General features: G+C 34.8%; 12 protein-coding genes. 8 read left to right on the forward strand and 4 right to left on the reverse strand.

The features are described from left to right. Positions 1–197: 197 nt before the first annotated feature. Both CW752_RS10815 and CW752_RS10820 read right to left on the reverse strand, forming a co-directional pair. A complete protein-coding gene (locus CW752_RS10815; RefSeq protein ID WP_101239726.1) occupies positions 198–725 on the reverse strand; it encodes a DUF4136 domain-containing protein in 528 nt (175 codons plus the stop codon). 1 nt (position 726) lies between these two features. After that, complete coding sequence (locus CW752_RS10820; protein WP_101239727.1) at positions 727–909, reverse strand: DUF5522 domain-containing protein; 183 nt, start codon at positions 907–909, stop codon at positions 727–729. A 40-nt stretch (positions 910–949) separates the two neighbouring features. Here CW752_RS10820 and CW752_RS17035 point away from each other — a divergent pair, with 40 nt between their 5' ends. From CW752_RS17035 to hemL, 4 genes are all read left to right on the forward strand, one after another. Then, positions 950–1,276 (forward strand): hypothetical protein, encoded by a 327-nt coding sequence (locus CW752_RS17035; RefSeq protein ID WP_101239728.1) that lies wholly within the window; start codon positions 950–952, stop codon positions 1,274–1,276. 399 nt (positions 1,277–1,675) lie between these two features. Then, positions 1,676–2,584 carry a 1-aminocyclopropane-1-carboxylate deaminase/D-cysteine desulfhydrase gene (locus CW752_RS10835; RefSeq protein WP_101239730.1) on the forward strand — a complete coding sequence of 303 codons (909 nt, stop codon included), beginning with the start codon at positions 1,676–1,678 and terminating at the stop codon, positions 2,582–2,584. Positions 2,585–2,599: 15 nt separating this feature from the next. After that, on the forward strand, positions 2,600–3,658 hold the full coding sequence (locus CW752_RS10840) for a glucosaminidase domain-containing protein (protein ID WP_101239731.1): 1,059 nt from the start codon (positions 2,600–2,602) through the stop codon (positions 3,656–3,658). 71 nt (positions 3,659–3,729) lie between these two features. Next, complete coding sequence (gene hemL, locus CW752_RS10845) at positions 3,730–5,019, forward strand: glutamate-1-semialdehyde 2,1-aminomutase (protein WP_101239732.1); 1,290 nt, start codon at positions 3,730–3,732, stop codon at positions 5,017–5,019. Positions 5,020–5,079: 60 nt separating this feature from the next. Here hemL and CW752_RS10850 read toward each other — a convergent pair whose 3' ends face one another. After that, a complete protein-coding gene (locus CW752_RS10850) occupies positions 5,080–6,792 on the reverse strand; it encodes a T9SS type A sorting domain-containing protein (RefSeq protein ID WP_101239733.1) in 1,713 nt (570 codons plus the stop codon). Between the two features lie 609 nt (positions 6,793–7,401). Between CW752_RS10850 and CW752_RS10855 the strand changes: the two genes are divergently transcribed. From CW752_RS10855 to CW752_RS10870, 4 genes are all read left to right on the forward strand, one after another. Continuing rightward, positions 7,402–8,736 (forward strand): amidohydrolase, encoded by a 1,335-nt coding sequence (locus CW752_RS10855; RefSeq protein WP_101239734.1) that lies wholly within the window; start codon positions 7,402–7,404, stop codon positions 8,734–8,736. Positions 8,737–8,747: 11 nt separating this feature from the next. After that, complete coding sequence (locus tag CW752_RS10860; protein WP_101239735.1) at positions 8,748–9,422, forward strand: ankyrin repeat domain-containing protein; 675 nt, start codon at positions 8,748–8,750, stop codon at positions 9,420–9,422. A gap of 281 nt (positions 9,423–9,703) precedes the next feature. After that, entirely contained in the window at positions 9,704–10,549 is an 846-nt protein-coding gene (locus tag CW752_RS10865; RefSeq protein WP_101239736.1) for an AraC family transcriptional regulator, read from the forward strand. A gap of 79 nt (positions 10,550–10,628) precedes the next feature. Beyond that, the gene (locus tag CW752_RS10870; RefSeq protein ID WP_101239737.1) at positions 10,629–11,867 is read left to right on the forward strand and encodes an amidohydrolase; all 1,239 of its coding nucleotides are present in this window, start codon (positions 10,629–10,631) and stop codon (positions 11,865–11,867) included. A 316-nt stretch (positions 11,868–12,183) separates the two neighbouring features. Here the strand turns inward: CW752_RS10870 and CW752_RS10875 are convergent, their stop codons facing one another. Next, positions 12,184–13,590: a hypothetical protein gene (locus CW752_RS10875; RefSeq protein ID WP_101239738.1), complete on the reverse strand. Its 1,407-nt coding sequence runs from the start codon at positions 13,588–13,590 to the stop codon at positions 12,184–12,186. Between the last annotated feature and the right edge of the window lie 32 nt (positions 13,591–13,622).

The raw sequence follows: 13,622 nt of genomic DNA on the forward strand, positions 1-13,622 counted from the left end.
AATATGTCCAATATAATCCTATGAAATAGATGGTTTGTCTAAAAATTGAAAGAAGTATTGAATGTTTTTAGATAAATTGTCTAATAAAAAATGATTTGTTATGAAAAAATCTGAAAAAAATCTTTTTTTATCTTTTGATAATAATAAAAAATGCCGATACAAAAATGTATCGGCATCTATAATAATTATTTTAAATTCTATCTTCTTTGCGGTGGATAATTTTTCATGATCTCAGCCATGATTTCAGGAATTTGTCTTTGTTTAGATCTTGGTGAATCTACGGAAATTCCGCTTCCGATCCCTTGCCATACCAATTTATTGGTTTTGGCATCAATCATATCAACAATGAGAGCTCCTTCATTATAGTTGCTTGTCCATGTTCTGTTCATTCCTACACCCCAGCCAAAAGGACCGCCCCAGCCCCACATTCCGTAAGGGGAACTGGAATTGATATCCGTGATTTTTTTATGATTGGCCTTTACGTTGATAATCAAATCCGGATTCTCTCCGGACTGAAGCCCTTTGCTTTGAAGTTGTCTTGATAACTCATTCAAAACTCTGTCTTTATCAATATCATTCAATTTTAAATCGTCAATTCTTATTTTGTAAGTTCTGTAAGAATTGAAATTGGCTGTATCAGCATAGTCTGAACGTACCTGAAAAGGGCTGCATGAAGTTAAGCCTAATGTAGCCGCTGCCAACAAGATAAAAATATATTTTTTCATTTTATTTATTTTTTTTATCACTTTTAATGAATGTATCAGTCTTTTTATCGTACCCGTAAGGACAGTGTCTGCAACCGCTTTTACAGCAATATCCTCTTTTCAGATGGAATTTTTCCGTAAAAACTTTGTATCCCTGTTCATTATAGTAAAAGTCCTCACCTTCTTTGATATCAAAATGGGCCATAAGTTAAACGTTAGTCAAAAAACTTTTTATATTTGTTAGTATGATAATTGTATGCCAAAAGCCTTTAAATAAATTAAAAATTAATGGCATTGCTCTCTTTCCCTTTATCTTCATTAGGAAACCCGAAGATAAGGAAAATAAAGTATTGATCAACCACGAAAAAATCCATTTGAGACAACAATTGGAAATGCTTATCATTTTCTTTTATATTTTTTATGTCATTGAATATTATTATTGGTTTTTTAAACTTAAAGATACAGATAGGGCTTATAAAAGAATTTCGTTTGAAAGAGAAGCCTATGCAAAGGAAAATGATTTAAATTATCTTCGAAAAAGAAAATTCTGGAGCTTTAGAAAATATCTTTAGAATACAGATGCTGTCGTTAAAGCTCAATAGAGTAGAGTTGAATTTTATAGCATCTTTGTCATTCCGGTAGAAATCTCAACGAAGCTAGCAGATCTGCCCAATCAGCAAGATCTGCGAGAATAAAATCAATGGGAGTTTTAGTCTGCTCAAATAAATCAAAATACCTCTGGCTTCAGCCAAATTCTATTATCAAAACACAAATCTCACAAATATCTTCACAAATTTCACAATCATTATTATGCTACTATTTCATTTTTGTTTCCTTCAATTATCTGTGCAACTCTGTGTGGCCGTCTGTGGTTAAAATGCCAATTAAAAATAACGTCATTGCCTACAATATCTACACTCAATAAATCTTTTTCTATTTTTGCAGTATATAATATTGAATAGTCCGATACAATGCTATTAAAACTTCCAACAGAATCTATTCCCATTCAGGAAATATCTATCGATAAAAAGGTAAGACTTTTCATGAAAAGAGAAGATCTCATTCACCCTCAGATCTCCGGGAATAAATACTGGAAACTGTTTTATAATGTGAACCATTATCTGGAAAAAAATCCGGAAAAACCATATATCATCACTTTTGGTGGGGCATTTTCCAATCATATTGCTGCTGTTTCGGCGGTAGGAAATTTGGCAGGTATTCCTACATTGGGAATTATTAGAGGTGAAGAATTACAAAATAAGTGGCGTGACAATCCGACTTTGCTTTTTGCAAAAAGAAACGGAATGAACCTGAAATTTGTCACCCGTGAAGAATATCGCCATAAAGAAAAATTTACAGAATTTCTACAGCAAGAATTCCCTGAAGCACTGATCGTTCCGGAAGGAGGAACCAATCAGGAGGCTGTAGAAGGTGTAAAAATGATGCTCAATGAGCAAACAAAAGATTTTGACTATCTTTGCACCGCAGTTGGAACTGGAGGAACCATTGCCGGGATTTTAAAGTTTTGTGAAGAAAATCAGAAAGTTATAGGATTCAAGGCAGTTGATGATTCATCATTGGAAAATAAAATATTTGAATTAACTTTGAAACAAAACTTTGATCTAATAGATTCAGGTTTTGGAGGTTATGGTAAAATAAATGATGAGAATGTCGGTTTTATCAATGATTTCAAAGAGAAATATGATATTCCTTTAGAACCGATTTATACAGGAAAGATGATGCAAAAGGTTTTTGAACTGATTGATGAAGATTACTTTCCTGAGAACAGTAGGATTTTATGCTTTCATACAGGTGGGTTGCAAGGGATTGAGGGAGCTAATCTGCTTTTAGAAAAACAGTGTAGAAATTTAATTATATAAGTAAAATTGAAAAACATGAAAAGACTTTTCCTATCAATAAGCCTTTTAGTTTTATCAAAATTTTCAGCCCAGACTTGGGCAACCGAAGATCAGTACATTCAGAAATTTGCTAAATATGCGGTAGAGGAAATGGAAAAATATAAAATTCCGGCTTCTATTACCCTTGCTCAAGGTCTTTTAGAGACCGGAGGTGGACAAAGCAGGCTGGCTCTGGAAGGAAAGAACCACTTCGGAATAAAATGTAAAGAAGACTGGACGGGGAAAACAATGAAACATACGGATGATGCTCCTAATGAATGCTTCCGTGTATATGAAGATCCTAGACAGTCTTACGAAGATCATTCTATTTTCTTATCTACCAGAAAGTACTATGCCAATCTTTTCAATCTTGATATGAAAGATTACAGAGCATGGGCTTATGGTTTGAAAAAGGCAGGATATGCAACCAACCCACGCTATGCTTCCATTCTGATTACTAAAATCGAAAAGTATAAATTATACGAATACGATAATACCAATTCTAATGAAGTGTTGTATGCTGTTCTTAAAATGTATCCGGATCTGAAAGACGATAGAACTTTCATGGCTCAATTAGATCCTTCAAAAACGGTGAAAAAAGCTAAAGAGCCTGTAACGGTAGAAGTTCCTTACAAACAAACCTCTTATGCACAACAGCAGAAAAGAGTGGAAAGAATCAAAACAAAAGCAGAAATTCTTAATTCCATTCTTATAAAAAGCCATCCCAATGATGGTTTGAAATATATTGTGATTCCTGAAGATACCAATGTTCAGTTTATTGCCAATAAATTCAAAGTAAGTGAAGGGAGACTCATCAAGTGGAATGAATTGGAAGGAAATACCTTGAAGAAAGGTGATATTGTCTTCCTTGAATCGAAAAACTCTTCGGGAAATACCGCAACCTATAAAGCGGAATCGGGCGAAAATATGCATGATATCGCTCAAAAATTCGGAATCAAATTACATAAATTATATGCCAAAAACAGAATGGACGAAGGACAACAGCCTTCTACCGGGCAATTGATTTATTTAATAGATAAAAAACCAAGAAACTAATTTTTTGTTGAGAGTTTACCGTTGACAGTTAAATGCCAACCAAACAACTGTCAAACAGCAACTAAGTATATATGAGATACCAAAGAAGTTCGGCTTTATTTGATGAAGCCTACAAATACATTCCGGGAGGAGTAAACTCGCCGGTTCGAGCATTCAAATCAGTAGGAGGTGTACCTGTCTTTATGAAATCAGCAAAAGGTGCTTACCTTACTGATGCAGACGATAATACTTATATCGATTACATTAATTCTTGGGGACCGGCTATTTTAGGACATACTCATCCTGAAGTCTTGGAGGAATTGAAAATCCAGGCTGAGAAAGGATTCTCTTTTGGTGCTCCTACAGAGCTGGAAACTGAGATTGCCAAATTCATTGTTGAAAATGTTCCGAATATTGATCAGATCAGAATGGTATCTTCAGGTACAGAAGCATGTATGAGTGCCATCAGACTAGCAAGAGGATATACAGGAAGAGATAAGATTGTAAAATTTGAAGGATGTTATCACGGACATTCAGACTCATTCCTGATTAAAGCGGGAAGTGGAGCCGCAACATTTGGTAATCCAAATTCTCCAGGAGTAACTTCGGGAACAGCTAAAGATACTTTGTTGGCACGTTATAATGATTTTGAACAGGTTGAAGATTTGTTCCGCCATAATCAGGGAGAGATTGCGGCAGTAATCATTGAGCCTGTAGCCGGAAACATGGGTTGTGTACTTCCTGAAAATAATTTCTTGCAAAACCTAAGAAGAATTTGTGATGAAAATGGAGCCTTATTAATTTTTGATGAGGTTATGACAGGTTTCAGATTAGCATTCGGAGGAGCACAAGAACTTTTCAATGTGAAAGCTGATTTGGTAACGTACGGAAAGGTAATCGGTGGAGGACTGCCGGTAGGAGCTTTTGCCGGAAGAAATGAAATTATGGATCACCTGGCTCCAAAAGGAGGTGTATACCAAGCCGGAACATTAAGCGGAAATCCGTTAGCAATGAGAGCAGGATTAAAAACGCTTCAACTGATAAAAAATGATCCTGAATTTTTCAATAGATTGAACAAAACAACAGAAACCTTAGATTTTGAAATCGGAAAAATTTTAAATGAAAAAGGAATTGCTCATAAAATCAACAGAAAAGGATCAATGATGTCTGTATTCTTCCATATCAACAGAGTTTCCAACTTTGATGAAGCACAGGAGGCAAACCATTCATTGTTCAATAATTTCTTCCATCAAATGTTGACCAATGGAGTGTATCTTCCGCCGAGTGGCTATGAAACATATTTCATCAGTGATGCTATCAAGGAGAAAGAAATTGATATGACACTGGAAGCTGTAAGAAAATTTGAATATTCTAATCAATAAAAAAAGAAAGGCCATTTTCGGAAAACGAAAATGGCCTTTTTTAATAATCGTATTAATTTATTATGGAATATATTTTAGATTAACATCTTTAGCATTATAAGTTACTTTTACAATATACATTCCTTTTTGTTCCAATAAAGGAAGATCTGTTACATTCGAAAAGTTCTTGTATGTATTTTGAGATACTATTTTACCGGATGTATCAAATATAGACACCTCCACAGGTGTATTAACGGTTTCATCGATTTTGATAGCCCCATTACCTGTTATCGGATTTTTCACAATAATAGCTTCTCCTCTTTTAGTACTTTTGATAGTACCGGTCAGCTCTTGTTTTGTTTGTCCTAATTCTATATCTCCAATGACGAATCCTGAAATCAGATCTCTTGAGTAATGACTGTTCTCTACATGGATGTTCATTGCGTAAACTCCTTTTGGTAAATCCTTAAGAGAGACTGAATATGAATTTTGAGAATTGTTATAAGTGAAATTAATCATTTGCATTTTACCGGAATCGTTCGTTCCATTTTCTGGTAACTTGTAGATTTCAGTTTTGATAAGACTGTTTTTAATATCAGTGTTTTGCATGTCTTTAATAGTCAGTTTATTATTATCTGAATCTTTTTCTAAGAGAAATCCGGTATTCTCTTTGCTGACATAGATATTAAGGAACTTTTCATCACCATTTTTTACACTGTGTTTTCCTTTCGAATAGCTTTCTGTATAAGGCTCTCTTACATCTCTGCTTTTTTCTCTTAAACTGATTACTTCATAGCTTTCCTTGTTGTCTTTTATAATGAGATCAGGTTTCTCATTATATATAAGCTGATAATTAGAATATTCGGTAAAAGATGAAGAACTGGTATTTGCTTGTTTACTTACAGGTGAAGAAGTGTTTTCTGTAAAAATCTGATTAACCTTTTTCCACAACTGGGAATCTTCATATAAGTAGCTATGATTATCTTTACCTTCTCCTTCCGGAACCATAATATGTCCTCCCGGTTTAGAATGGCTGTAATATGGGGTTACTCCATCATTGTTTCCTCCGCCTAATGATTTGATTAATAATCCGCTAGCTGAGTATTTTAAGAAATTTGAGAAAGGAACGTTGGTAAACTGATTATAACCTGTGTGTCCGAAGTGATAAAATAGATCAGGATTATTGTCAGGATGATTGTCAATCGTTTTTCTAACGTTTTCCATGTAGTAAGTAGTTGATGTTTTCATACCTTCATCGGTAGAGGAAGGAGAAGCTACCCAATTCAATACGGGCCATTGTCCTGCATTGGCAATCTGGGTACCTTTAAATGGAGTTCCTAAAGTAACAACTTTTATAGCCATATCCTTTTTACCATGAATGGTTAATGCTAAGTCGATACTTTTTCCGCCATTACTGTGTGCTAACATATAGAATTTGGATGTTCCCAATTTTGTTTTTATTTGCTCCAGCCCTTTGGCGAATAAATCAGCATTGGTTTCCATTGAGCCACCTTTCGTTGTAGTGACAAAAACCGTTCTATAACCATCATTATATGCCCATTTATACATAGAACCGTCAATAAATACACTACTTGTTGATGTAAAACCATGGGTAAATACAATTGTTTTTCCATTCCAGTTAGCAGGTTTACTACCATAATAAATTGTTTTTTCCTGATCATTTCCGGAAAGGGAACCATTGTTGGGATTGCCTAAGTTGACTTCTGAGAGTTGTGCATACATTATTACGTTAATAATAAATGCAAAGGCAAAAAATAATTTTTTGTTTAACATGTGCTTTTTATTTTGGATTTAATATTGTCTTACTTGTAAAACTATATAAAATACTGTAGCATAGTGTGTTAAATTTCGTTAATGCACTGATGGATTTATATTTTTTTTGATTTTTGATGATGTTTTTTTTTAGGGTTGAATAAAATTGTTAATTTATTTAGCGAATCCGATAGTATTTAGAAATAATAATTTAAGAATAACAACTGTGCTGATCAATACTGAAATTTGAAGAATTCTAAATGATTATTATGTATGTTGATATTTTAATGTCAGTTCGGAATAAAACAGTTTTTGAAGCTAAGGGCTGGAAGTAATGAAGGTCATAAAGAATAACGATTCATCTTTTTTATCGATCTTGAGGCAAAAATTAATGATGCTATAGGCTGTCAGTCATTATAACTGAAAGTAACTTCCAGCTTCCAACCTTTTTACGGACTTCCTTACGTCGAACTTAGGTAATTTTACCTCAAAATGGGTTAATGTTTATTTTTAATATTCACTGATTTTTCAAAGCTGTTTACTTTAAGTATAAATCATACAGATTTTGTAATAAACCATACACTTTGTTCATGTAGAGTTCTTCTTATTTTTGTTACAAATAGATTGGAAATGAAGACTTCAGACAATAATATATCCCGTAAGGATTTTATCAAAAGTTCAGCGTTGGCAATGGCCGGATTAACTTTAATACCTAATGTTATGGCAGCATCACCTCTTTTTGATGAGAAAAATATTTTGACAAAAGGAAAACTAAGCCTTAAAAATGTTCGTCTGGAAACCGGATTTGAGTACCAGGATGGGGAAGTAACTTCAACAAAAACAGATCTTTTTTATATAGAAGTTGAAAACGGAAAAATTACAAAAATTGCTCCGAATCAACCCAATGCAAAAGTTTTAGATGCAAAAGGATTATTAATGCTTCCGGCATTTAAAGATATGCATATTCACCTGGATAAAACCTTTTATGGCGATAAATGGCAAGCTGTAAGAAAAAGGACAGGAGGAATTAAAGGAATGATAGAACTGGAACAGAAAATGCTTCCCGAAATGCTGAAGAATTCCACGTTCAAAGCTGAAAAATTGATTGAACTATTACAATCAAAAGGGACTTCATATGCCAGAAGTCACGTGAATATTGAGCCTACTTCAAAACTGCAGTCATTGAAAAACTTGCAAAAAGCTTTAGAAAACAAAAAGAAAGGTTTTGGAGCTGAATTAGTGGCTTTCCCACAACACGGAGTGTTTTATACCGATTCAGTACCCTATCTGAAAGAAGCTGCAAAAATGAATATTGATTTTATCGGTGGAGTAGATCCGTTCAATGTGGACGGGAATATTGAAAAAGTAATGGACTTTACCGTTCAGCTGGCCTTAGATAATAAAAAAGGAATAGATATTCACCTGCATGAAACAGGAGATTCCGGGTTGAAAACGGTAGAATATCTGATTAAAAAAGTTAATGAAAACCCAGCTTTAAAGGGGAAAACATATTTAAGCCACTGTTTTATATTAGCCAAATTGGAAGCTGCAAAACAGGAAGAAATTGCTGAAAAGTTAGCTGAAGCTCAGATCGGGGTGGTTTCTACAATTCCTTTTGGCAAACTGATTATGCCGATTCCGACATTATACAAACATAACGTAACAGTGCTGACAGGGAACGACAGTATTGTTGATCATTGGAATACATTCGGAACGGGAAGTGTTCTTCAGAAGGCTAATTTAATGGCTCAATTGTATGGATATTCAACAGAATTTTTGCTGTCAAGAAGTTTAAAACTGGCAACAGGAAACATACTTCCGTTGGATGATAAGGGAACCCAGCAATGGCCTAAGAAAGGAGATCAGGCAAATTTTGTATTGCTGAATGCAAGCTGTTCGGCAGAAGCGATATCAAGAATTTCAAATGTGGAATCATTGGTGCATGATGGAAATGTTGTCTTTTAAATTCAAAAAATATGAAAGTCTTATTATTTCTTTTAACATTTGGAAGCCTGACTGCTTGTGAAATGAAATCAACAGATTTTCCAAAAGAAGATATGATGCAGGAAAAAGATATAATCAACTGGGTTAAGAAAAATGATATTACCGCTGTAAAATCTGCTTTGGATAATGGTACGGATGTCAATATTCAAGATAAAAGAGGCCGGTCTTTATTGTTGATTGCAACAATAGAAAAACAAACTGAAATGGCAAAATTGCTTGTGTCTTATAAAGCCAATGTTAATCTTCAGGATAATCAGTTGGACAGTCCTTTTTTATATGCCGGAGCAAGTGGTCAGACCGACTTGGTACAATTATTTTTAAAAAATGGTGCCCGTTTCGATCTGTTTAACCGTTATAACGGAACAGCTTTGATTCCTGCATGTGAACGAGGTCATGTGGAGACAGTGAAGGTTTTGGTTGCCGCAAAAGGGTTTCCGATCAACCATGTAAACCGCCTGGGATGGACTGCTTTAATGGAAGCTGTTATTCTCGGAAATGGTACCCAAAAATATCAGGAAATTGTTCAGATTTTAAAAGACAATGGAGCGAATATCAATATTCCGGATCATTCAGGGAAGACACCTTTACAACATGCCGAAGCATTAGGGTTCAAAGATATTGTCAGAATATTAAGAAGCAGGAATTAATTTTTTTGTCATTCAGAGCGGAACAAAGTGGAGCGGGGAATCTAGACTTTTTAATAATGTGAAATTGCTTATATGGTTATAGCTCTTATCTCTCGCAGATTCATGAAGTTATACTGATGTTTATAAAATCTTTACCTCCGAAAATATGGGAGGAGAAGTATAAATTTAGAGATGTAGTTTAGTTGTGTTTTTAACCACAAAAGTTTCAATTTTGTTCCTTTTGTGGTTATTTTAATTTTTTCTCCGGAGAATTTTATTAATTTTAAAAGAAATTAGGTAATGTGAGCTATCATACAGATCATTTTCCCATTTTAGGAATTCAGGAGTTTAGTGAAAATCAGCTTAAAGGCTGTAATTTGTTGTTCAATGAACTCTACGGGGCGCGTTCTATAGATGATCCTCATAAACACGACTTTTTTATCATTAACCTTTTTGATCATGGAGTAGGTTCTCACACTATTGATTTTACTGAATATCAGGTGAAAGACCATCAGATTCATTTGGTTTTTCCGGATCAGGTTCATCAATGGGTGATAGAAAAGGAAACTGTAGGTTATCAACTGATGATCAGCAGAGATTGGTTTGAAAGCTTTTTGCCTTCGCTGAGATTTTCTGCATCTTATTATCAAAATCATCCTGTCATCAATCTTTCTAACGAGGCCTTTGAAACATTTTTGTATGAATTCCAGGCCATTCAAAAAGAATTAAAAGAAGAGAAAGTCTTTTGGGAGCTGATTCAAAAAAGAAGTGAACTAATAGGCCTATTGGTGAGCCAATCCGTAGAAGGCGCTTTTAAAGACTTTGAAGTATACAATTCAAATCCCATTATTTCCAAATTTCTGCATTTTATTGACGAACATTTTAAAACGGAAAGGTCTGTTTCGTTTTATGCTGATAAGCTTAATATTTCTGCCAATTACCTGAATATTGTCTGCAAAAAAAATCTCAATACTTCCGCATCTTCACTTATTCAGGACCGAATTCTGCTGGAAGCCAAACGTCTTTTAAAAGTGTCGGAAATGTCTGTAAAAGATATTGTGTATGATCTTGGTTTTTATGATCATGCCAGTTTTTCGAAATTCTTTAAGGCTCAAACCGGAATGACTCCGTCCCAATTCAAAGAATAATTTGTACAACACAAGACATAATTGATACACCGGTTTTAAACAGATGCTGATGTAATTTTGTATTGTTAAAATTTAAAACATGCAATTCCCATATCAATTAACTGCAAAAGGAAAATATTCCCTAAAAAATGTCCGTCTGGAAACAGGTTTTGAATACGAAAATGAAGAGGTTATCGGAACAAAAACAGATCTTTTCAGTATTGAAATTGAAGATGGAAAAATCAAAGCGGTAAAAGCAAATGATCCTGCTTCTGATGCAATAGATGCTAAAGGCTATCTGATGCTTCCCGCTTTCAGAGATATGCATATCCATTTGGATAAAACTTTATATGGTCTTCCATGGCAGGCGCTTTCCCCAAAAAGAAAAACAGTCAAGGACATGATCGCTTACGAACAGGAAATTATTCCTGAATTGCTGAAAACTTCTGTGGAAAGAGCCGAACAGCTGATCAGTTTGCAGCAACATTACGGAACTCATTTTGCAAGAACTCATTTCAATATTGATCCTACTTCAGGATTACAATCACTTGAGCATTTGGAACGGGCTCTCCAAAATAAAAAGAATTCTTTTAAAGCAGAATTAGTTGCTTTTCCACAACATGGAGTATACTATACAGATACTGCTCCTTTAATGAGGGAAGCTGCACAATTGAAAAGTGTAAGCTTTATCGGTGGATTGGATCCTTTGAGCATTGACGGAAGTATCGAAAAAGTAATGGATTTTACGGTTCAATTAGCTTTGGATCATAAAAAAGGAATTGATATTCACTTACACGAAGTCGGAGAATCAGGAATGAAAACAATCAATTATCTGATCGATAAAGCTATTGAAAATCCGGAACTTCAGGGAAAAACTTTTGTAAGCCATGCTTTTGCTTTGGCGCATCTTAGCCCAAAAGAAACAGAGCAAATTTCAGAAAGATTGGCTCAGGGAAAGGTTGGTATTGCCTCTTCTGTACCATTTAAAGGTACCGTAATGCCTATTCCGACATTAAAAAAATACGGAGTGAATGTTCTGATCGGAAATGATAATGTACAAGATTACTGGAGTACTTTCGGATCAGGAAATATGCTTCAAAAAGCTAATCTTATAGCCGAATTATATGGCTATGCAACAGAATTTGCTTTATCAAGAGCATTGCAATTTGCTACTCAGAGTACACTTCCGTTAGATGAAAAAGGAAAACAACAATGGCCTAAAGCGGGAGATGAAGCTGCCATTGTTCTTACAGATGCATCATGTTCTGCAGAAGCAGTGTCCAGAATGTCTAAAATAGAAGCCTTAATGAGTGACGGGAATCTTTTTTGGAGAAATTAGTAGAATATATATTTTTTATATACACTTGTTTTTTGTGAATCCGCCATCGAATTTTTTCGGTGGCATTTTTTATAATTGATAAATAATGAGTAATGAATAATATTGTAGTTAAGTATCAATATTGTTTGTTTCCATCAATAGGAGTGGGCTTAAAGATGAAAAATTATTCTCATTATATCAATTAATTTTTTTCAATATTACAAGCTGTTAATAATGAAAATTTGAATATCTGGTTATGGAGACCATTTAGATAAGAAAAGTCCCCGAAAATACTTCCGGAGACTCTCTTTAAAATAAAATCTAACTACTTATATTTTTATAAATTATAGTTTGTCCAACCCGCATACCAAGTGTCACTAGCATCTGCTACTGCACCTCTGTAAGTTACCGGTTTGAACCAAGAACTTAATTTAGGATGTGTAAATGTTCCTCCTGACAATAGTGGAGAACCGGAAGCAGGAGAGAAGTTTGGAGTTGTTCCGGCAGGAGCCCATGCACCGGCTAATTTTACTTCAGTTGTAGAAGCAAGGATTGTATTTCCTTTAGAATTAAAGTATGTGGTAAGGTTATCCAAGCTATATGGCGGAGGATTTCCTACACCCGCATATTTTAATGGAGTTGTATTTCCTGCTAAAATATTGTTTTCGAAAGCAAGACTTCCGCTCGTAATATTTTTATCTGTTGCGGTACCTTTAGTTGCATCAATGAATAAACCAACCGGGAATCCTGTGAAAACAGAGTTAAATACTGAAATAGACGAATTTCTTCTGATGTGTAAAGCATTCTGGAATAGAGGGTTTATAGAACCTGCACTTGCAGAATTGATTGGTCCGATAATCGTCATATTGGAGAATGTAGCCGATGTTTGAGGCGTTAAAGCAGATCCGTTGGCATCATTATCAGATTCAAATCCGTTTGAACCGGAAACGTCAGCAACCTGAGAATCCCTTACAGCAATCCCGAACTGGATTTTTCCTGAATAACCGTTGTCTGTATCGAAATCGTCATCAAGACCTTTGTAAGAAATAAGGTGAGAACAGTTTACCGTTCCTCCGAACCATTCAAAACTATCATCGTTAGCGTAGGCAACTTCTACATAATCTACAGTAGTACCGTTACCAACTCCCCCGAAAGTAAGTCCATTGATTTCTTTATCCGGTAAGAAAGCATATCCTGCGTATTCAATTCTTACATATTTTAAAATACCACTGTTATCAGCAGCATTATTTCCTCCGTAAAGTCCAAGACCTTCAGTGTTGTTGATACCACCTTCAATCTCTCCAACTCCTTGTTGGTTATTGAAAGATGCATTAGTAGGAGCATTTCCTAAGATAACAACACCTGCCCAGTCACCTCTTTTGGGATTAGGTTTCTCAGAAGTGAAAATAATTGGGTTGGCAGCAGTTCCTTCTGCCATGATTTTACTTCCTCGTGTGATGATTAAAGCACCATTTTTATCAGCCTCACCTACGATTCTTGTTCCTGGTTCGATCGTTAAAGTAGCTCCGTTAGTTACGTATACTAATCCTCTTAACTTATAAATCTTATTAGCTTTAAGTGTTAAATTGGATGTTATTTTTCCTGAAAGAATAAGATTTTCAGTATTTCCGTTTCCGTTACCACCATCTTGAATGATGGTTGGTCCATCTTCTTCTATATTTCTACATGCGGTAGTGGATACTAGAGCGCCAAGCATTAAAGAATATAAAACGAACTTTTTCATGTTATAAAGAATTAAATTATTTTTATTAGATT

Source organism: Chryseobacterium sp. PMSZPI (assembly GCF_002835665.1).
In the GTDB taxonomy this organism is placed as follows: Bacteria; Bacteroidota; Bacteroidia; order Flavobacteriales; family Weeksellaceae; genus Chryseobacterium.

Bases quoted from the DNA above. Each gene is read 5' to 3' on its own strand.
- CW752_RS10815 (WP_101239726.1), bottom strand. From the start codon at position 725: ATGAAAAAATATATTTTTATCTTGTTGGCAGCGGCTACATTAGGCTTA.
- CW752_RS10820 (WP_101239727.1), bottom strand. From the start codon at position 909: ATGGCCCATTTTGATATCAAAGAAGGTGAGGACTTTTACTATAATGAA.
- CW752_RS17035 (WP_101239728.1), top strand. From the start codon at position 950: ATGATAATTGTATGCCAAAAGCCTTTAAATAAATTAAAAATTAATGGC.
- CW752_RS10835 (WP_101239730.1), top strand. From the start codon at position 1,676: ATGCTATTAAAACTTCCAACAGAATCTATTCCCATTCAGGAAATATCT.
- CW752_RS10840 (WP_101239731.1), top strand. From the start codon at position 2,600: ATGAAAAGACTTTTCCTATCAATAAGCCTTTTAGTTTTATCAAAATTT.
- hemL (WP_101239732.1), top strand. From the start codon at position 3,730: ATGAGATACCAAAGAAGTTCGGCTTTATTTGATGAAGCCTACAAATAC.
- CW752_RS10850 (WP_101239733.1), bottom strand. From the start codon at position 6,792: ATGTTAAACAAAAAATTATTTTTTGCCTTTGCATTTATTATTAACGTA.
- CW752_RS10855 (WP_101239734.1), top strand. From the start codon at position 7,402: ATGAAGACTTCAGACAATAATATATCCCGTAAGGATTTTATCAAAAGT.
- CW752_RS10860 (WP_101239735.1), top strand. From the start codon at position 8,748: ATGAAAGTCTTATTATTTCTTTTAACATTTGGAAGCCTGACTGCTTGT.
- CW752_RS10870 (WP_101239737.1), top strand. From the start codon at position 10,629: ATGCAATTCCCATATCAATTAACTGCAAAAGGAAAATATTCCCTAAAA.
- CW752_RS10875 (WP_101239738.1), bottom strand. From the start codon at position 13,590: ATGAAAAAGTTCGTTTTATATTCTTTAATGCTTGGCGCTCTAGTATCC.